Origin of the sequence: Nitrospira sp. (assembly GCA_030653545.1) — a bacterium.
GTDB lineage: Bacteria > Nitrospirota > Nitrospiria > Nitrospirales > Nitrospiraceae > Nitrospira_D.
In genome coordinates this window covers 243,440-262,919 of the sequence record JAURZE010000028.1, presented here as the reverse complement: position 1 = coordinate 262,919, position 19,480 = coordinate 243,440, and the positions used below count along the sequence as shown (strand labels likewise).

19 protein-coding genes are annotated in these 19,480 nt (G+C 54.3%); 18 read left to right on the top strand and 1 reads right to left on the bottom strand.

All coding sequences use genetic code 11. From position 1 onward, the window contains the following. Positions 1 to 18: 18 nt before the first annotated feature. Positions 19 to 264 carry a hypothetical protein gene (locus Q7U39_16175; GenBank protein MDO9119498.1) on the bottom strand — a complete coding sequence of 82 codons (246 nt, stop codon included), beginning with the start codon at positions 262 to 264 and terminating at the stop codon, positions 19 to 21. Positions 265 to 680: 416 nt separating this feature from the next. On the opposite strand from Q7U39_16175, the gene rpmH reads away from it, so the two are divergent. From rpmH to mscL, 18 genes are all read left to right on the top strand, one after another. After that, on the top strand, positions 681 to 818 hold the full coding sequence (rpmH, locus tag Q7U39_16170) for a 50S ribosomal protein L34 (protein MDO9119497.1): 138 nt from the start codon (positions 681 to 683) through the stop codon (positions 816 to 818). A 559-nt stretch (positions 819 to 1,377) separates the two neighbouring features. Further along, a complete protein-coding gene (yidD, locus tag Q7U39_16165) occupies positions 1,378 to 1,590 on the top strand; it encodes a membrane protein insertion efficiency factor YidD (protein ID MDO9119496.1) in 213 nt (70 codons plus the stop codon). A gap of 31 nt (positions 1,591 to 1,621) precedes the next feature. Beyond that, positions 1,622 to 3,292 (top strand): membrane protein insertase YidC, encoded by a 1,671-nt coding sequence (yidC, locus tag Q7U39_16160; GenBank protein ID MDO9119495.1) that lies wholly within the window; start codon positions 1,622 to 1,624, stop codon positions 3,290 to 3,292. 72 nt (positions 3,293 to 3,364) lie between these two features. Next, positions 3,365 to 4,798, top strand: a complete 1,434-nt coding sequence (mnmE, locus tag Q7U39_16155; protein ID MDO9119494.1) for a tRNA uridine-5-carboxymethylaminomethyl(34) synthesis GTPase MnmE — start codon at positions 3,365 to 3,367, stop codon at positions 4,796 to 4,798. A 10-nt stretch (positions 4,799 to 4,808) separates the two neighbouring features. Beyond that, the gene (mnmG, locus tag Q7U39_16150) at positions 4,809 to 6,695 is read left to right on the top strand and encodes a tRNA uridine-5-carboxymethylaminomethyl(34) synthesis enzyme MnmG (protein MDO9119493.1); all 1,887 of its coding nucleotides are present in this window, start codon (positions 4,809 to 4,811) and stop codon (positions 6,693 to 6,695) included. Between the two features lie 65 nt (positions 6,696 to 6,760). Then, positions 6,761 to 7,411: a 16S rRNA (guanine(527)-N(7))-methyltransferase RsmG gene (gene rsmG, locus Q7U39_16145; GenBank protein MDO9119492.1), complete on the top strand. Its 651-nt coding sequence runs from the start codon at positions 6,761 to 6,763 to the stop codon at positions 7,409 to 7,411. A gap of 57 nt (positions 7,412 to 7,468) precedes the next feature. Then, positions 7,469 to 8,245 carry a ParA family protein gene (locus Q7U39_16140; GenBank protein ID MDO9119491.1) on the top strand — a complete coding sequence of 259 codons (777 nt, stop codon included), beginning with the start codon at positions 7,469 to 7,471 and terminating at the stop codon, positions 8,243 to 8,245. Further along, the gene (locus Q7U39_16135) at positions 8,223 to 9,071 is read left to right on the top strand and encodes a ParB/RepB/Spo0J family partition protein (protein ID MDO9119490.1); all 849 of its coding nucleotides are present in this window, start codon (positions 8,223 to 8,225) and stop codon (positions 9,069 to 9,071) included. The genes Q7U39_16140 and Q7U39_16135 overlap by 23 nt, the downstream gene beginning before the upstream one ends. Positions 9,072 to 9,236: 165 nt before the next feature. After that, positions 9,237 to 9,737, top strand: coding sequence for a polymer-forming cytoskeletal protein (locus Q7U39_16130; protein MDO9119489.1), 501 nt, complete (start codon positions 9,237 to 9,239; stop codon positions 9,735 to 9,737). A 90-nt stretch (positions 9,738 to 9,827) separates the two neighbouring features. After that, a complete protein-coding gene (locus Q7U39_16125; GenBank protein ID MDO9119488.1) occupies positions 9,828 to 10,271 on the top strand; it encodes a polymer-forming cytoskeletal protein in 444 nt (147 codons plus the stop codon). 35 nt (positions 10,272 to 10,306) lie between these two features. Further along, on the top strand, positions 10,307 to 11,434 hold the full coding sequence (gene mnmA / locus Q7U39_16120) for a tRNA 2-thiouridine(34) synthase MnmA (protein MDO9119487.1): 1,128 nt from the start codon (positions 10,307 to 10,309) through the stop codon (positions 11,432 to 11,434). Positions 11,435 to 11,623: 189 nt separating this feature from the next. After that, positions 11,624 to 12,220 (top strand): hypothetical protein, encoded by a 597-nt coding sequence (locus tag Q7U39_16115; GenBank protein ID MDO9119486.1) that lies wholly within the window; start codon positions 11,624 to 11,626, stop codon positions 12,218 to 12,220. A gap of 27 nt (positions 12,221 to 12,247) precedes the next feature. Next, the gene (locus Q7U39_16110) at positions 12,248 to 14,032 is read left to right on the top strand and encodes a hypothetical protein (GenBank protein MDO9119485.1); all 1,785 of its coding nucleotides are present in this window, start codon (positions 12,248 to 12,250) and stop codon (positions 14,030 to 14,032) included. Next, entirely contained in the window at positions 14,029 to 14,529 is a 501-nt protein-coding gene (locus Q7U39_16105; GenBank protein MDO9119484.1) for a Rab family GTPase, read from the top strand. Before Q7U39_16110 ends, Q7U39_16105 begins: the two co-directional genes overlap by 4 nt. A gap of 18 nt (positions 14,530 to 14,547) precedes the next feature. Further along, a complete protein-coding gene (locus Q7U39_16100) occupies positions 14,548 to 16,350 on the top strand; it encodes a sigma 54-interacting transcriptional regulator (protein ID MDO9119483.1) in 1,803 nt (600 codons plus the stop codon). Positions 16,351 to 16,581: 231 nt separating this feature from the next. After that, entirely contained in the window at positions 16,582 to 17,292 is a 711-nt protein-coding gene (locus Q7U39_16095) for a response regulator transcription factor (protein MDO9119482.1), read from the top strand. A gap of 620 nt (positions 17,293 to 17,912) precedes the next feature. Continuing rightward, positions 17,913 to 18,998, top strand: coding sequence for a DUF481 domain-containing protein (locus Q7U39_16090; GenBank protein MDO9119481.1), 1,086 nt, complete (start codon positions 17,913 to 17,915; stop codon positions 18,996 to 18,998). A 52-nt stretch (positions 18,999 to 19,050) separates the two neighbouring features. Further along, positions 19,051 to 19,464: a large conductance mechanosensitive channel protein MscL gene (gene mscL, locus Q7U39_16085; protein MDO9119480.1), complete on the top strand. Its 414-nt coding sequence runs from the start codon at positions 19,051 to 19,053 to the stop codon at positions 19,462 to 19,464. The last annotated feature ends 16 nt before the right edge of the window (positions 19,465 to 19,480 follow it).

The following is a 19,480-nucleotide window of genomic DNA, read 5'->3' as shown; positions in this document are numbered from 1 at the left end:
GACAAGGGAGGAGAAAACCTAGCCGTTCTTCTTTTCCTTACCCTTCTTCTTGCCCTTGCCGGCCTTCTTCCCCTTTTTACCCTTCTTTTCCTTTTCTCCATCCACCTTCTTTTCAGTCTCAGCCGGAGCACTCATCGCTGGGGCTGCAGGAGCTGTGGCGGCTGGTGCCGCGACTGGAGCTGTTTCCTGCGCATGCAGGTAGGTCCCGGTTGAGAACATGGCAGTGATCGTAAGCGCAAGCATGCTAGCTAAAATTCTACCCATGTGAGAGAACCTCCTGTAATGTAAGTGATTGAACGGGAATGCTCACCGAAGCATCGGACCTGCCATCAAGCGGTCAAAGCGATAGCGCGATCATTCCCTTGTTTCTATTGGCAAGCTTGATGCCATACTCTGTACTTTGATTGCCTGTAAATATGCCTGATGAAACAGCGCTTTTAAAATGAATAGCGCGGTCAGGCGAGGGGTTCCTGTGGCACTCTGGCTAGATGAGATACAAAAGCGCCTCAGAAATGAATGGTTTATGAGCTGAGGCGCTAGGTCTCTCCTCTTATAGTCAAATATTTGCACCACGAATTATTCCATTTTGAAGCCATGCGTAAATTGACTCCTGGCTGCACGGCCAATATAATGCCGGGTTCGATTACCTAACCGATACGTGATTTCCTGGGGGGATTGTTATGTCTTTTACATCTCAGCAGCCTTCAAACCTGAAGAAGAAGCGCGAGCATGGCTTTCGTAAACGCATGAGCACAAAAAACGGACGGAAAGTCCTTGCGCGCCGCCGTGCAAAAGGCCGCGCTCGGCTGGCAGTCTAGGGCCTGCATTTCAGCTACCGTTGCCGGGCCGGATTCGAAGGTTTGCCTGTAGCTGGTCCGCATGAGTGCCGGTGTGTGTGCAGCCTGGAGTGGGTATGTATTTCTCCTTGCGCCCTACGTGATTGGCTGTCTGCTCGACTCCTGCCGGTGACCGTTGCCAACGTACATACTTTCATGTCTGGCGAATCTCACGGTATGAGTTCACGTGCCAGAACTGGCGTTATGTTCTTGCGAGTCAGTCGAGATATTGAACAAGTGAAGCGTCATGGGCGTCGCAGCTCGACGCAATGTTTCAATTTACTCGCGAGCCGAACGGAGAATTCTGTCAGTCAGGTGGGAATCGTCGTCGGTAGGCGATTTGGTAATGCGGTCAAGCGCAACCGGTCGAAGCGACGATTCCGCGAGCTGGTCAGAGCCATTTATCCAGACTTGACTCCCGGCTACCACCTGCTGGTATTCCCCAAGCGAGACGCCCTGACTCTTTCATTCGGCGAACTGAAAGAATTGTGGACCGCTACCCTGTCCAAGCATCGCCTTCTGAACATGAGGTCGATCTAGCATGCGCCGTCTCCTCGTAGGGCTGATTCAAGGCTACCGATATGTGATCTCACCATGGTTAAGCCCGGCATGCCGATTCGACCCGACCTGCTCCCAATACGCAATGGATGCCATACACCAGCGAGGTTGCCTGAAGGGCCTCGGACTGGCCTTGATCCGCTTACTTAAATGCCACCCCTTTCATGCCGGCGGATTTGACCCGGTTAAAAAATAGTTCAACGTTGTTGAGGAAAGTACGTATCTAGATGATGGAGAAACGGGTCATCGCTTTCTTGGTGCTATCGCTGGCGATTATTTTTGGATACGACTATGCGCTGAAAGAAATGGGCTGGCTCCCTCAGCCTTTGCCCACACAAGAAGCGTCCGTATCATCTGAGACGGGACCGATGTCCCCGTCGACCGAAACAACCCCCATATCGGCATCGTCTGGCCCGAGCACGGCACAGACGCCTGGACAAAGCCAAATCTCCTCGCCAGGGCTTGAAGGACCAACTGCTCCGCTCACTCCAACGGAAGAGATTGTGAGTATTGAGACCGATCTGTATCGCGCAAAAGTCTCGACTCGCGGTGCGGTCCTGACGAGCTGGGAACTGAAGCGGTACCAACAGACCGCGACCGATTCGGCGCCGGTTCAATTGGTCAAGCAGGGATCGAAGTTTGCCGGGCCATTAGCCATCGTCACGGCTGATACAGAATTGACCAAAATGTTGGGGAACGGTCTCTACACCGTTTCACGAGACTTCTCCACCCTCGATACCTCCCATCCTATCGGCCACATCACATTCCAGCTTCGTGACGAGTCGAAGAATCTGTTACTCGAGAAGATCTTGACCTTCCACGCCGACAGTTATCTGGTTGATATCGCAATTCGATCGACCGGTCTGGACGGGGACCTGAGCATCGGCTTAGGAACGAATTTTGGCATTGTGGAATGGGGCGATGGTTTAATCGGCCAAATCGGCTCCGCTTCCTTCGTCGACGAAAAAGTTGACAAGGACGCGCCGGATTCTGAGCTCGAGCGCAAAGGCGCAGTGCACTGGCTCGCACTGCAAGACAAATATTTTCTTTCCGTGTTGATCCCGAAGCAGGCCTCGTCCACAGTGGTCAAGAAGGAAGGCGACAAACTGCTTTCTGGAAGTGTGCGTTTTCCTGCTCAGTCATCTGGGTCCCCGTTGAACCTCCAGCTCTACGCCGGCCCTAAAGAGTATGACACCCTCGTGGCGATGCAAATTGGAATCGAAGACACCATCGATTTCGGTTGGTTTGTTTTCGGCAGTTGGGGAGTTGTGAAAGCGGTCGCCAAACCTATTTTCTATGTACTCCGCTTCATCAACGACTACACCCATAACTATGGCGTGACCATTATTCTACTCACGATGATGCTCAAGGTTCTTTTTGTGCCGCTCCAGTACAAGAGCTATAAATCGATGAAACAAATGCAGGTCATCCAGCCGAAAGTCTTGGCGATTCAAGAGAAGTTTAAGGAGGACCGGGATCGGCTGAACAAGGAGTTGATCAAGCTCTATCGGGACCATAAGGTGAATCCCGTCGGTGGTTGCCTCCCGATGGTTTTGCAGATGCCGGTGTTTGTAGCGCTCTTTAACATTCTCTATATGACCATCGACCTACGCCAGGCGCCCTTCATGGCTTGGATTACAGACTTGTCCGTACAGGACCCCTACTACGTGCTGCCGATTATTATGGGGATCACAATGGTGGTTCAACAGAAGATTACTCCGACCACAATGGACCCGACCCAAGCGAAGATCATGTTGATGCTTCCAGCCTTTATGACCTTTCTGTTTATCAATTTCCCAGCAGGTCTAGTGCTGTACTGGCTCACTAATAATGTGCTGACCATTTCTCAGCAGCTGATTACGGATCGCGTGATTTTCGCTAACAAGCCGGTTATTTGAATTATTGGCGTTTTCCCAATGGCCATTCGTCCTGCGACAAGCCTGGGATGACATCGACGATAGAGCGCGACCATGCTGAATGCTGGAGGGTCAGGAGATACGATCTGTGCCATCGCTACCCCGGTGGGCGAAGGCGGGATTGGAATCATACGTATCAGCGGCCCTGAGACCATCTCAATCGCCAGCCGGTTTATCCGCATCCGTTCAGGAATTGCCCTACGCGCGATAGAGTCGCATCGCCTCCACCTCGCCGACATCCTGCGACCGGACAGTTCCTTAACAGGATCCTCCTTGCATTGTCAGATTCCCATTGACGAGGCGCTGGTGGTCTACATGAAAGCACCGCGCTCGTATACGGCGGAGGATGTTCTCGAAATTCATGCACATGGGAGCCGGGCTTCGTTGGCCATGATTTCTGAAGCTTGCCTACAGGCAGGCTGTCGCCTCGCAACTCCTGGAGAATTTACGAAACGGGCTTTTTTGAATGGCCGTCTGGATTTATCCCAAGCTGAAGGCGTCCTCGCGACAATCAAGGCCACTTCCGAGCAAAGCTTGGCCATCGCACAGCGCCACCTTCGGGGAGATCTGAAGCACGAAGTCGATCAATTGCGATCCCGGCTCTTGGCCATGCTGGCGCATCTTGAAGCGGGGATTGATTTTGTTGAAGAAGACATCGAATTCGTGGGTCGGGATGAATTGACAAAGGTGTTACGTGAGACGATGAACGTAGTCGAGGCCGCTCTGAATTCTTCGCAGACTGGCCGTGTACTGAGAGAAGGGGCACGGGTCGTCATCGTTGGCCGACCCAATGTCGGTAAGTCAAGTCTGCTGAATCGATTGTTAGGAGATAGCCGAGCCATCGTGACCGATACTCCCGGGACCACACGCGACCTAATCGAAGAGGCCGTTCACTTTGGCGGATGCACGCTATCCCTCGTGGACACAGCCGGGTTACGGGAAACCACAGATGCAATTGAGCGAGAAGGTATTCGCCGAACAGAAGAGGCTATGCGTGACGCTGACCTTCTTATTATTGTGGTTGATGTAACTGACGTCCTCCAGACAGCCCAAATATTGGATATCCCTCCACTAGACGGCAAGGAAAGTGTCGTCGTGCTCAATAAGATAGACCTGCTCACTCCGGGCCAGGTAGCGAACTTGCCTGACCACCTCTCTTTGCCAGATGGTGTAGTACCATTGCCGATATCGACCGTGACAGGAGAAGGGATCGAGGCATTGCGAGAGAGCATCCAGAGAAGAGTTGGAGTTCGCGGTCTCGAGCCATCTCAAAGTGTCATGATTGCAAATATTCGACACCAGGAGATTCTACTCAGATGCCGTGATTATCTGATGAAGGCCCTTGAATCAATCGAGTCGGGCGCCCATCCGGAATGCGTGGCGGTGGATCTACGAGGCGCGGCAGATACACTTGGTGAAATTACCGGGGTCATTACCTCAGACGAGGTTCTCCATCATATCTTTTCTCAGTTTTGTATCGGGAAGTAACGGGTGATTTATGGATCAGACGTTTGAGGTGATCGTAGTCGGTGGAGGCCATGCGGGGTGCGAAGCCGCTCTCGCGGCAGCTCGTATGGGTGCGCGGACCCTGTTACTGACTATGGAAAAAGATCGAATCGCCCAGATGTCTTGCAATCCGGCGGTCGGGGGAATCGCCAAAGGCCACCTGGTGAAGGAAATCGATGCCCTTGGCGGGGAGATGGGCCGGAACACAGATCAAGCCGGCATTCAATTTAGGTTTATCAATACAAGCAAAGGACCGGCAGTCAGAGCGTTGCGCGCGCAATGCGATAAGAAGCTATACCGCGTAGCTATGCAACAGACCTTAGCTGCTGAGCCCTGCCTCACGATTCAGGAAGGTACAGTTGATCGACTTCTCACCTCAGGGCCGTGCGTAAACGGCGTGGTGACAGGAGACGGGGTTACGGTCAACGCACTCGCGGTCGTCCTCACATCAGGCACTTTCCTTAAGGGACTTATTCACATAGGCCTGAACCATTTTCCGGCCGGGCGCGCCGGAGAAGCCTCCGCAGAACACCTTTCCGATTGCATGCGCGACCTGGGCTTTGAACTGGGCCGACTGAAGACCGGTACTCCGCCGCGACTCGATGGCGACTCGATCGATTTCTCGGTCATGGTTCCGCAGCCTGGAGACAACCCTCCCACGCCATTCTCCCATCGTACTGAGCGCATTTTCACGCCTCAGCTTCCTTGCCATTTGACTTACACAAACAAGCACACCCACGAAATCATCCGTGAGAATCTCGATCGCTCACCCCTTTATAGTGGCGTCATCGACTCGGTTGGTCCAAGATACTGTCCTTCAATCGAAGATAAAGTCGTACGTTTTGCTGAACGAGAACGGCATCAAATATTCATCGAGCCAGAAGGCATTGATACAAAAGAGTTTTATCCGAACGGGATCTCGACAAGCCTTCCGGTTGATGTACAGAGCGAAATACTTCGCACCATCCCCGGCCTTGAGCATGCCAAAATGCTCAAGCCTGGCTATGCGATTGAATATGACTATTTCCCCCCACGTCAACTTCACCCGACCCTTGAAACAAAGTACGTTTCCGGGCTCTATCACGCAGGACAGATCAACGGAACATCTGGGTATGAAGAGGCAGCTGCTCAAGGAGTCATGGCTGGAATCAACGCAGTATTGAAGATTCGAGGATTGGAACCACTCATTCTTGATCGATCGCAAGCCTACATCGGAGTGCTCATCGACGATTTGATTACGAAAGACACGCGCGAGCCATATCGTATGTTTACTTCGCGCGCCGAATACCGGCTCCTCCTCAGACATGGGAATGCCGATCTGCGTTTAATGGATATCGGCCACCAGGTCGGATTGGTTTCACAGCATAATTACAATCGGCTCCTTAAGAAGCGGGACGGTATCGCCAGCGAAATTGGCCGGCTGAGCACAACCAGGCCAAAGATTACTGATGAAATTTGCACACGGTTGAACTGGATAACCATTGATGATCGCCACTCGTCCCAAACATTTGCACAGTTGCTCAAGAGGCAGGAGTATTCATATAGAGACCTCTTGATGAAATTTGATGGTGTATCCATTGATGATGATGAAATCATTGATGAAGTTGAATTGGAAATCAAATATGAAGGCTATATCAGAAGACAACTACAGCAAATTGGACAATTCAAAAGACTCGAACTAAAAGCCATACCATCAGCGTTTGACTATGGAGCCATACAAGGGTTCTCACGTGAAGTACTTGAAAAGTTCTCACGCGTGAGGCCGGCTACAATTGGGCAAGCATCAAGAATTGCAGGGGTAACTCCTGCAGCGATTTCCCTTCTCATCGTCGCAATAGAGAAATTTAAACGGCAAGGCCAACAACCAGCAGAAGTTTGACGCGACTATCGAGTTCCCCCCACCTTTCCCTTGACCTCACAGTTTCAATCACGTATGTGTTCCACGTGGAACAGAGAGCAGATCTCCAATCGCTATTATCCAGGTCAGCTTCTTCGATTGGGATAGTTTTGACTGCTGACCAATCCAGCAAGTTCATGATCTATTTGAAACAGCTTAAGGAATGGAACAAAACTACGAATTTAACAAGCATCGTCAAAGACGAAGAAGTCGTGATTAAGCATTTCATCGATTCAATCGCAGCTATTAAAGCGGAAAATTTTATAGACGGGAGCCTCATCTTTGACATTGGTTCCGGTGCAGGATTTCCAGGAATTCCGATAAAAATACTGCGCCCAGACCTCAGACTTGTTCTCGTTGAACCATCAAAGAAGAAATCATCTTTCTTAAGATATATCATTGGGTTACTTAAGCTATCAGACGTTGATGTTTTTGAAGGGTCCTTGGAACGGCTCGCAGATAATTTCATAAATCGCGAACTGGCCAGTTATATTGTTGCAAGGGGGATAAAGTTTGAATTCATCATTGACCTATCAAGAGCCTTATTGACTAACCATGGAAGAATACTCCTATTTCTTTCAACCCCTATTGATCGATCAAGAATTGACTCAAGAACCATCATTGAGAATGAATACTCCTTTGACCTTCCAAACGGATATGGAACAAGAGTTATTACAAGCCTCTCTCTTTCAATGTGAATTGCTGAGAGAGGTTGTTCCACGTGGAACAACCTCCATCTACAGGAAGGGCAATCAATGGCAAGGATAGTTGCGGTTGCCAATCAAAAGGGAGGAGTCGGAAAAACAACGACTTCAGTCAATCTTGCAGCCGCAATTGCGCTACAAGGGAAATCCGTCTTACTGGTTGATCTCGACCCACAGGGTAATGCAACCAGTGGAGTTGGGGTCGACCCGCGATCATTACAGAAAACAATATATAACTGCTTAATAAAACAAGACATTTGCGAGAATGTCATTCAGAAAACAAGCGTCAATGGGCTTTTCATACTGCCTTCGAACGCCGATCTCGCCGGGGCTGAAATCGAGCTAGCTAATGTTGATGGGCGAGAGCACCATCTCCGCGACGCGATCAAAGGGATTCTCAATACATACGATGTCATTGTGCTTGATTGCCCACCAGCTCTCGGCATTCTTACAATTAACGCCCTTGCTGCGGCAAAGTCAGTTCTCATTCCAGTGCAATGTGAGTACTATGCGATGGAAGGACTCTCTCGGCTTATAGGCAGTATCGAGCGGGTAAAGCAGTCCATCAATCTCGAACTCTTCATCGAGGGGATCGTGCTGACCATGTTCGATGCACGCAATACTTTGGCTCGCCAGGTGTCCGAACAAGTCCGAAACCATTTTGGAAGCAAGGTCTACCAAGCCGTCATTCCTCGAAATGTGACGTTGGCTGAAGCCCCGAGCTATGGTCGGCCAGGCATTCTCTATAATGCGGCCTCATCGGGATCACAGGCGTATCTCTCACTCGCAAAGGAGTTTCTCGATCATGGAGAAAAAAGCACTAGGTAGAGGTCTCGATGCTTTGCTGCCGGGGGGCCAACCGACCGTCCCAAGCAATGCGGCAGATGTTCAGCAGATCAGAATTGATGCGATTGTACCGAATCGCTACCAGCCTCGGCAAATTTTCCATCCCGCCGAGCTAGCAGAACTCGCAGCCTCAATAAAAGAAAGCGGCTTGCTTCAGCCAATTTTAGTCCGTCGAAAAGGTGACGGCATTTTTGAACTCATATCGGGAGAGCGGCGATGGCGCGCCACCAAAGAGGCCGGCCTCGACACCATCCAAGCCGTCGTACGAAATTGCAGCGACCAAGAAGCGATACTTTTCGCCCTTGTTGAAAATCTTCAACGAGAAGACCTCAATCCCATGGAAACTGCCAGAGCGTACTCGAGAATGATGAATGAATTCGGATTGACTCACGACAGCATCGCACAAAAGGTCGGCTGCGACCGCTCCTCTGTGGCCAATTCCGTACGCCTACTCAACCTCCACCACGACGTACAGGCTCTCGTAGAGTCCGGAACCCTTTCGGCAGGACATGCCAAAGTCCTTCTGGGGCTGGATACTCCTGAGACCCAATGCAAAATTGCGAAGACGGTTGCGGCCCGCGCCCTCTCCGTTCGCGAGACCGAACGCCTCGTCACCACCTCAAGCCCCACAAGAAAACGGACAAAACCATCAATGCCCACGTCGCATTGGACCGACATAGAATCACGGCTCCAAAAACGTTTTGGAACGCGCGTCACGATCGAAGCGGGACGAAAAAGCGGGAAAGTCATCATCCACTATTATTCCGCACCAGAGCTGGAGGGAATCATCGACAATCTCCTCGCATAGACCGCCTCGCTCTCGCCACACCTCAGACGCATGCTGAGAAAAGGCATATTTGTTGCTTTTCTCTCAACTAACGCTAAATATCTTCCCTAGACAGTCCGATACAGCACCTAACAGGGGTCAACCCAATCATCTTTTGTCCCGAACCCAAGAGGAGGAGCATCGATTATGTGGAAATCAGACAAGCAGGACGGGAAGCGTACGATGGCAGAGGAAGTGGAAGCTGAGGATATCTCGCTCGCTTCAAACCTGGGTCGCCAGGAAGCCTCAGAAGATGTTAGTGCGTTTGTCGGCAAAGGCGTCGAGTTTAAAGGCACCATCTCATACAACGGAACCGTCAGAATTGATGGATCTCTCGACGGAGAAATTCATACGGAAGGCGTACTCCTCGTGGGCGAAGAGGCAGTAATCACGGCCAAAGTGACGGCCGGAACCATCGTCTGCAAAGGAAAAATCACAGGCGATGTCGTTGCCAAAGAAAAGATTAAGCTTCGCGCCCCAGCCATCGTCAATGGCGGAATAAAGACCCCAATGCTTTCTATTGAAGAAGGGGTGCTATTTAACGGCACCCTAGAAATGTCACAAGGAATTCGAGAAGTCACTCGCGAAACGCCCCTTCACCCGGTTGGCATCTCAGGCCAAGGCGGCATAAAAAGGATCAACGGCTAGCATTTCCGGTGACACAATTAATACGCTCATCGGGGTCCTGAACCCGAGACACCCGGTGAGCCTGCTGTACCTAGAAGGACCTTTGATCGCATGTGGGCAATTGGCGATAAGAAATCTTCCCCATCGGACGACGACAATTTCACTTTTCTTGGGAAAGGGGTGGAATTCAAAGGCGTCGTGAATTTCGACGGCACCGTCCGCATCGACGGGAAACTGGAAGGTGAAATCCACACCACCGGCACACTGATCGTGGGGGAGTTTGCCGTGGTCAAGGGAATTATCTCCGCAGGGACGCTGCTCACCAGCGGAAAGATTAACGGGACCGTTACAGCCACAGAAAGAATCCAAATCCTCAAACAGGGCGTCCTTATTGGGGACATCCGAACTCCAGCCATTGCCATCGAGGACGGAGCGCATTTTCATGGTATGTGCGATATGGGCGCCCATCGCTGGGTCGAGGAGCATCCCCAATCGGCCAAGAATGTCCACGACCTGACTCTCCATCGAAGCAAAATACGCACGCCAGACCTCTAGCCCTTTCGCCGGTCAGACAGTACAATAGCCGCACTATGTCACGTCCAACCGTCCTCCTCGGTATGAGCGGGGGAGTCGATAGCTCCGTAGCCGCCCTCCTTCTGACTCGGCAGGGATTTGAAGTCCATGGCGTCACCCTCCAGGTCTGGGAGCATGAGAACGAGGAAGTCGCGGCCTCGAAGCGCTGGGAGGAGCGCGGCTGTTGCAAAGTTGGCATCGCGCGATACGTGGCCAAACAACTCAATATCCCGCACGAACTCGTCGACTCCCGCGCCGAGTTCCGCACAGCGGTCATTGATGACTTTGTTTCCGCCTATGCGAGTGGCACCACACCAAACCCCTGCGTGCGCTGCAACGAACGCGTGAAGCTTCGCCAACTCATCGAACTCGCGGACTCAAAAGGCATCTCTTTCGTGGCGACCGGCCACTATGCGCATGTCGACCGAGGCGGCGAGCCCCTCTCCCTCAGGAAAGGAGCTGATGCCAGGAAGGATCAAAGCTATTTCCTCTACCGCCTCCAGGCATCCTGGCTGAACCGATTGCTATTTCCTGTAGGACAAATGCAGAAAGCCGATGTCTGGCGAGAAGCCGCCTCGCTCGGGCTTCCGGAAGAGGAGATGAAAGAGAGTCAGGAAATCTGCTTTGTCAGTCATGGCGATTACCGGACCTTCCTCCAGGAACAACCCGATCTCCAAAGCACGCCCGGACACTTCGTCGACGAAACCGGAACCACGCTAGGAACCCACGAGGGGATTCCATTTTATACACCGGGACAAAGAAGAGGGCTCGGCATCGCCACCGGACAACGCCTCTACGTCCAGCGGGTTCAACCTGCTACTAACACAATCGTTCTTGGACCGGAAGAACACCTGCTCAGCTCCTCCTGTACAGTAAAAGACCTCAATATCCTTGATCCCAGACTTCTAGCCGCGCCGTCCCGAGTCGACTGTAAAGTGCGTTACGCCACACCCCCATCGTCAGCTACGACTATTCCTCTGTCTGCCGGAAGGATGATCGTTCAATTTAGCACGCCACAGCGGGCACTCAGTCCCGGGCAATCCGCTGTGTTTTATGACGAGGACCGAGTCCTAGGGGGCGGGATCATTGAGACCATTGAGCCCAAATCCAGCCAGACAGCGCTGCCTCCCTCTTCATCAGCCTAGGCTACAGATTCCCTACCCAGCACCTTGTTGACAGCAAATCGCCGGTGTTAACATAGCGGCGCAGAGGCCCTGTGCCCGTAGGGGATGACCCGCACGTTTGCCATCCTCCGCGGACGGCGCAATACATCACTCTCTTATCCTGGACCATGGCGCCATCATGCTCCAGAGCACGTGACCAAGGAGTCGCTTATGTCAACAGAAGCCGCTGACACCCAAGCCCCTTCGCTCGTCGTCGAGTCTTCCACGTCGACGCATTTCCTATCAGGTGACGACAATGCACAGAACGGCAATCTCGAAAAGATTCGCGACATCCTCTTCGGAGCACAAGTCCGTGATCACGACCGGCGCTTCTCCGCCCTTGAACAAAATCTCGTCAAGGAAGCTGCCGCGCTCAGAGCCGAGCTCACGAAACGATTCGATGCGCTCGAAGCCTTCATGCAGCAGGAAGTAGCCGTCCTGTCCGGTCGTTTGCAGCATGAACAGGAAGTCCGCAGCGAAGCCTTGCAGCACCTCGTCAGGGATCTCACCAGCCTCGGAGCCGTGGTCGAACGCAAAGCCACCGACCTGGCCCAACAAACCGATCAGTCCGAACGCACGCTCCGCCACGAAGTCCTAGATCATGTCACCGCGCTCAAGGAAACGATCCGATCCACACAAGACCAACTCTCAGACTCTCTCAATCGTTCCGTCGCAGATCTGCGGCACGCCAAAACAGACCGTACGGCACTCGCAGAGCTGTTAGCTGAGCTATCTCAGAAACTCCAGCAGGGCTCGCCCACATCCTAGTCGCCCGCATGCAAGGAGCCCATTTTGATGAATCAACCCCGGCCCAGCCCCCAGCCCTCCTCGGCTGATACCGCCGCGAGCCCCGAGTTGAAACAAGAGTGGGCGGAACTTCGCACGCTGCTCCTTGCCCCGGAACAAACCCAGCTTACCGAGCTCCGCAATCGTCTGGAACATACGGAGACCAATGCGCCTTCCGTCAGCAAAGTCCTCGCCGAGGCCATCACCTTGCGCGGCAAACAGGACGAGCGACTGACCGCCGCACTCACACCGCATGTTCAGACCGCACTGACGAGTTCTGTACGCCGCAATCCCCATGTGATCGCTGAGGCCATCGCCCCCATCATGGGCCCGGCCATCCGCCAAGCGATCGTCCGCACGCTGCAAGGGATGATGCAGTCGTTCAATCAGACCATCGATCACAGCCTGTCCCCCAAAGGGCTCGCCTGGAGAATAGAGGCCTGGCGAACAGGACGACCATTCGCCGAAATCGTCCTCCTGCACACGCTGCGCTTTCGAGTGGAGCAACTCTTTCTCATTCATCGCGACACCGGCCTCCTGCTCCATCACGTCGGATCGGATACCGCTATCATTCATGATCAACAGCTGGTATCCGGCATGCTGACGGCCATTCAAACCTTTGTGCAGGACACCTTCAATACCCCGCGAGGACAGACCCTGAATACCCTGGAGGTTGGAGAATGCCGGGTCTTGATCGAACAAAGTTCCCAGGCCATTCTGGCCTGCGTCGTCAGGGGAACCGCACCGGGCTATCTTCGGGCTCAGGTGCAGCAAACCCTCGAATCGATCCAGCTCGACTATGCCGACGCGTTCGCCGCATTCGACGGAAACCCTTCGAGCTTCGAGGCCACGCACGACCGCCTCATGGAATGTGTGCAGACTCAATACGAAACTCCCCGCACGAGAACCTCCCCAATGACCTGGGTGGCCCTCACTGTCATCGCCCTCTCCACAGCCTTCTGGGGCTGGACCACCTATCAAAACAACCAGCGATGGCAACAGCTGACGCAGAGAATCCGAACTATGCCCGGAGTCGTCGTGACGACACTGGAACGCGACGGCCGTATCGTCACCCTCGAGGGGCTCCGCGATCCAATGGCAGCGGAGCCAGACGATCTCTTGTCTCAGGAAGGAATCCCTCGCGAGCACATCATCTCTCACTGGACCCCGTTCCACTCCCTTGATCCTCAATTCGTCGGCAAACGCGCAGCCTCGCTCCTCCGTCCCCCGGGGACCGCAATGCTCCGCTACGACGATGGCCGCCTCACCGCCAGCGGCACTGCGCCGGAAAGCTGGGCCATCCAAACCAGACAGATGGCCCTCTTACTTCCGGGCGTTCGTGAATATCACGATGAGGACCTCCGCACCGTCTCACGCGCTGACCTCATCGCCCAATTGAACCAAATCAGTTTCTTCTTTGAGAGCGGCTCCTCCACCCTCTCCGATTCAGAATTGAGCAAGGTCACGTCGGTCAAACGCCTAATTGAAGACTTGCGCCAGTCCGCTCTCTCTGCTTCGGGCGAAACGATTGTCATTGAAGCGATCGGCGATGCCGATCCGACAGGAACGGAAACTATGAATTTCCTACTGGCCACCGCCAGAGCTCATGCCGTCATCGCCGCCCTTGGAGGAGCAGCCTCCTACCCGCCGCTCACCCTCAGCGCGAGCGTGGAGCCCACCTCGTTCGCCGGGCAGAAACATGGGGCAACTAAAGGCCGTCAGAATGCGCAGCGGCGGGTCACGCTCCTCGTCACAGCCAAGCCTCTCGTCGGCCGCGCGGACTCCGCACCATGATTCAAAAGAAGATCTGTCTCCTGGGTGGATTCGCCGTCGGAAAGACCAGCCTCATCCGCCGTTTCGTGACGGGCATGTTTTCGGAGCAGTACCACACGACCATCGGCGTGACGATCGAAAAGAAAACGCTCCTCGTCGACGACCGGGACGTGACCCTGATGATTTGGGATCTCTATGGAGAAGACGATTTTCAGAAAATGCGGGAGTCCTATTTGCGAGGCTCATCCGGCTATATCCTCGTCGCCGACGGCATGAGGCGGTCTACCCTGGATACGGCGGAATCCCTGCACCAATTGGCCCAATCCACACTCGGTCCCGTGCCTTTCGTCCTCATCGTGAACAAGGCCGATCAACTCCAGGAATGGGAAATCGACGAGGCGACACTCGCACAACTGCGACACAAGGGATGGCTCGTGTTCACGGGAAGCGCCAAGACCGGCGACGGGGTGCCGGAACTCTTTATGCGGCTCACGCACACAATTCTAGAAGCCGCCTAGCGATACCACTGGACTGCCATGGCGCCATCCAGCTCACCCAACTCTCTGCCCCAGAACATGCTGGAGACCCTCCTTCAGAGGCTTGGCACCGCAGTTCTCGAACGAGTCGCAACGGAAAATAGGTTTCGCCTGCTTGGAGATCCGCCGCTCTGGTGGGCCACCACATTCAAGACGTCACCGGAGTCTCCCATTGACGTCGGAAGCCTCGCTCCTTTTCTGCAGCATTTCTTGGATGAAAGCGAATCCGCGTGGAGAGACGATCATGACCGAGTGGTTCGCTCGGGCCCATGGAGTCATCGTGACCTGACATCCAACCTGCACCATTTCGAAGCCACCGCGCTGACCGCTTCTCATCGACCACTGCTCCTCATCGAGCGTATCGATGAACGATTCGACCAGATACAGCGGCTCTTACAGCAAGCCCGTGATCAGCGCTTGCTCCATCTCGACCAAGTCAAAACCCACGAACGGACCCGGACATCCCTGACTGGGTCACTTGCCATCGCCACCCAGGAGCGCGACGATGTCCTGGCGCTTCTCCAGCATCTGGATCTGGCCGCCATCGTCACGAATCAAGAAGGCCATGTCACCTTCATCAGCCCGCGCTGCCTTGCCTGGATCGAGTGTCCTTCGACGACGGTCATCGGTCAGCCGTGGGAACAGAGTCTCCCGCTGGAGTCCGCAGACCGAAAGCACCTCCGCCAAACATGGGACGCGTTCACGCCGCAACGCGGCCGACGCCCCCTTCGCTTGACGAGTACGACTCCGCGATGGATCGAATATGAAATCCATGCGGATCCACAATCCGCTGAGCGGCGCATCATCCTCCTGCATGATCGCACAGAGGTCCACAATCTGCGGCAGCAGCTCGATCACCAAACGCAATTCCACGATCTTGTCGGACGCAGTCCTGCCATGTTGCAGGTCTATCAACTCGTCCGCGATGTGGCGCGCGTCGATTCCACCGTCCTCATCGAAGGCGAGACAGGAACCGGGAAGGAACTCGTCGCCAGAGCCATCCATTACTCCAGCCCGCGGAAAGACCGGCCCTTTATTGCCGCCAACTGCGCAGGCTTGACGGATTCACTGCTGGGCAGCCAGCTGTTTGGCCACAAGCGAGGCGCCTTCACCGGCGCGATTGACGATCACCATGGACTCTTTGAATCGGCTGACGGCGGCACCCTGTTCCTGGATGAAATTGGAGATATCCCGACTTCCGTCCAAACCAGTCTGCTCCGGGTCCTTCAAGAAAAAGAAATTACGCGCCTGGGAGAAACCAGGCCGCGAAAGGTGAATGTCCGCATCCTCGCCGCGACGCATCACAATCTCAACGAAGATGTCATTCGCGGCACCTTTCGCGCTGATTTGCTCTATCGCATCCGCGTGGCGCGCATCCATCTGCCTCCGCTGCGAGGTCGACGAGATGACATTCCATTGCTCATACAGGCCTTGCTCGGCCAAGTCTGTGCCACCACAGGCAAAGCCATCACCGACCTGCATCCAGACAGTCTCCATCTGCTCATGACCTACTCCTGGCCCGGCAATGTTCGAGAGCTGAAAAGCGCCGTCGAATTTGCCGTGATCAGCGCCCGCACCGCCAGCCTGATGCCATCTGATTTTCCTGATGAACTCCACCATACCCAGCGTGCCCATCTGCCGTCATCCTCCCAGGAGTCGCACCACACAGAACCAAAAGCGCAATTGCTCCAAGCACTCCAACAGGCTCAGGGGAACCGGACAGAGGCCGCTAAGATTCTCGGGATCAGCCGCGCCACACTCTATCGCCGACTCCTCGCGCACCACATCGACGTGGCCGAGTAGCATCGCTCCGATCCACCCACACCCGCACACATTGTGAGACACCCAACATGAGACAACTCTGTCTCCTGCGACAGCTCGTCTGAGACACGATGAACGACATGCTCCGAAACGCCCCCGCCATTCGATAAGAATAAATCCATCGGCCATGGCATGAACCTTGATCACAGTTACCCGGTAGAAGCAGACAATTTTCGCACAAGACGTCCACGCGCAATAGAATCCCCATTGCTCATGCCAAGACCCAGCACACCTCCTCCTATTCGAGTCGTTCCGGTCGATGATTCGGCCTTCGCGCGTGAGGGACTCAGGGCCATCCTCAAATTGGATCGAGGGATTCAGGTGGTTGGCGAAGCCGGCAGCAGAGCCCGCGCCATTGAAGAAATCCATCGTACCAAGCCCGATGTCGTGATTATGGATATGCGCTTGCCCGATGGCACGGGATCCGATGCCTGCCGAGACATTCTTTCGGCGTTCCCCCGTATGCGAGTCCTGTTCTTCTCCGCCTACAGCGACGACCGCGACCTCTATAACGCGGTCATGGCCGGCGGGCACGGGTACCTGACCAAAGATGTCGGAGCCAAAGACCTCCTCCGCGCGATAAAGACGATCGCCGCAGGGCGATCTCTTCTTGGGCCCAAAGAGACGGCCCACATCCTCGCCTGGATGAAGGACACTGTAATGAATGCTCCAGCCGTCCTCCCGCCGAGCATTTCGCCGTTCGACCAGAGGCTTCTTTCGATGCTGGCTGAGGGAGCCACGAACAAAGACATCGCCGCCTCTTTCAAGCAACACCCCAACGCCATCACTAAACTCCTGTCGACGCTCTATAAAAAGCTACGCGTCAGTCGACGGACCCAAGCGGTTCACTATTTCGTCACCCAGCTCCGCCCGCATCAAGACACCCGCGATGTGGGCAGCAACACCACACGCAGGAAAGGATAGGCCAATGCGCCCCAAGGGCCTTCTCGTTGTCGATCCACATGGTCAGGAGTTTCTACTGGTCCCAGAGGACGGAGTAGAGGCAGGCGGCTACACACTATCGGTACTACAGCGCGATGAAGATCAATGGGTCCGCCTACGGCCTGCATCGTCACGGAAGCTTCGCGAGAGCTTGCTCGGGGCTTTACTCGAATTCTTTGGGAATCTCTGTCGCATTCTCAATCACAGTAGTGATCGTGCAGCTCGGATCAAGAGAGTGACTCCGAAGAGCTCTCGCCTCACGCTCAGCCCGCACCCTGGCATCCCCAAAGCTCCGATGGGGCCACTTGGCCAACCGTCGGGTAAGCCAGCCTCAAAACAATCGAGCGCCTTGAGCCATCATGAGTCCAACCTATGAAACAACTGGACATTTCACGAACACAGACAGACATCGCGATTACTCGGATCCCCGAACACCATGTTGCGCCCCTTGCACAACGGCCCCTGCTAACGAGTCCGGGTTGCACAACCATGGTTGGTCGGGTATACAACCCCGTTGCATTCTGGGCCGATTGGCCCTAGTGCTATTTAGGACGCCGAGTCACTACGCTATTTTCGCGTTTCATACACCAAGAGGAGGAAAGATGAAGAACCTGTTCGCCGCATTGGCAATCTTTACAGCCGTACTCTGTGGGGTCGCCACTGCAATGGCAGCTGATGCTCCCGCGCCCCCACTCGACGTCGTGACCCTCAAGGACGGCAGCAACATCTATGGAGAAGTCATCGAGATGGCAGGCGGCGTGCTCGTCATGAAAACCCCATCCAGCCCTGACAATGTCATCAAGGTGAAATGGAGCGACGTCGCCAAACTCGCCGTCAACCATCCAATCCCGTTTCATCTCAAAGAAGGTAGTGTGCTGGTGGGGACCGCAACGGCCGGAGCTGACGGCAACCTGAATATCCAATCTGAACCGCTCAAAGGCTCGCTCACCGTTCCGCTCGATGCCATCGGATCCGTGAACCCCCTGGTTCAGCCGCCCGTCATTTATACGGGGAGTCTCACGGGAGGGTACTCCCAGACCACCGGCAACAGCCATCTCAAGAACGCCAGCTTGCTGGGAGACTTCGTCGCCCGAAGCGAACAACTCCGGCTTTCGATCAATGGACGCTATGTCTACGGCGACAATGCCAACACACTCATTGCGCGGAACGCCCGCGGGACTATCAAGCTCGACTTCTTCATCACCAAACGATTTTACTGGTTTGCCTCGGCCTACTTCGAGAACGATCGTTTCCAGGACCTCAAGATGCGAACCGCTCTGTCGTCCGGTCCCGGCTATCAATTTATCGAACGGGGAGATTTCAACGGCATCTTCAAAGACATGACCTTCTATACGGAAGCCGGCGTGTCCTTCTTCAATGAAGACTTCCGGGTCGCGGACGATCAGTCAAGTCTCCGTGCCCGCGTCTCGATGAAATGGAATTGGCCGCTGCTTGACGATCGCATCACCTTTTACCACTACAACGAGTTTTACCCCTCGATGCAAAACGCCTCGAACTACTTTTTAACCATGGATAACGGGGTCCGATTCAAAATCTGGGAAGGGTTCGTGAGCGGCCTTCAAGTGACGACGCGATACAACAGTCGGCCCGCGCCAGGCACCGGCGACACCGATAATCTGTATCTCTTCACCCTCGGATACAGCTTCGATACGACCAGGAAGCGATAGTGTACACTCTCAGCACGCAACTCACCCTCTCATCCTCTAAGGAGGACAAACGATGTTAAAAGAATTTAAAGAGTTCGCCATGAAGGGAAACGTCGTCGATATGGCTATCGGTGTCATCATCGGCGGCGCGTTCGGGAAAATCGTGTCATCGCTCGTGAGCGATGTGATGATGCCTCCCCTGGGACTGCTGATGGGAAAGGTGGACTTCTCCAGCCTGTTCATCAATCTCTCCGGCACACCGCAGCCCTCGCTGATCGCCGCCAAAGCCGCTGGAGCACCCACCATCAACTACGGGGTCTTTCTGCAGGCCACTTTCGACTTTATCATCCTCGCCTTCGTGATCTTTCTGCTGGTGAAGCAGATGAACCGCTTCAAGAAAGAAGCCCCTCCGGCGCCGCCGGCCGGCCCGACGAATGAAGAAAAGCTGCTCATGGAGATTCGCGACGCCCTCAAGGGGAAGCACTAACACTCAGACCCAAACC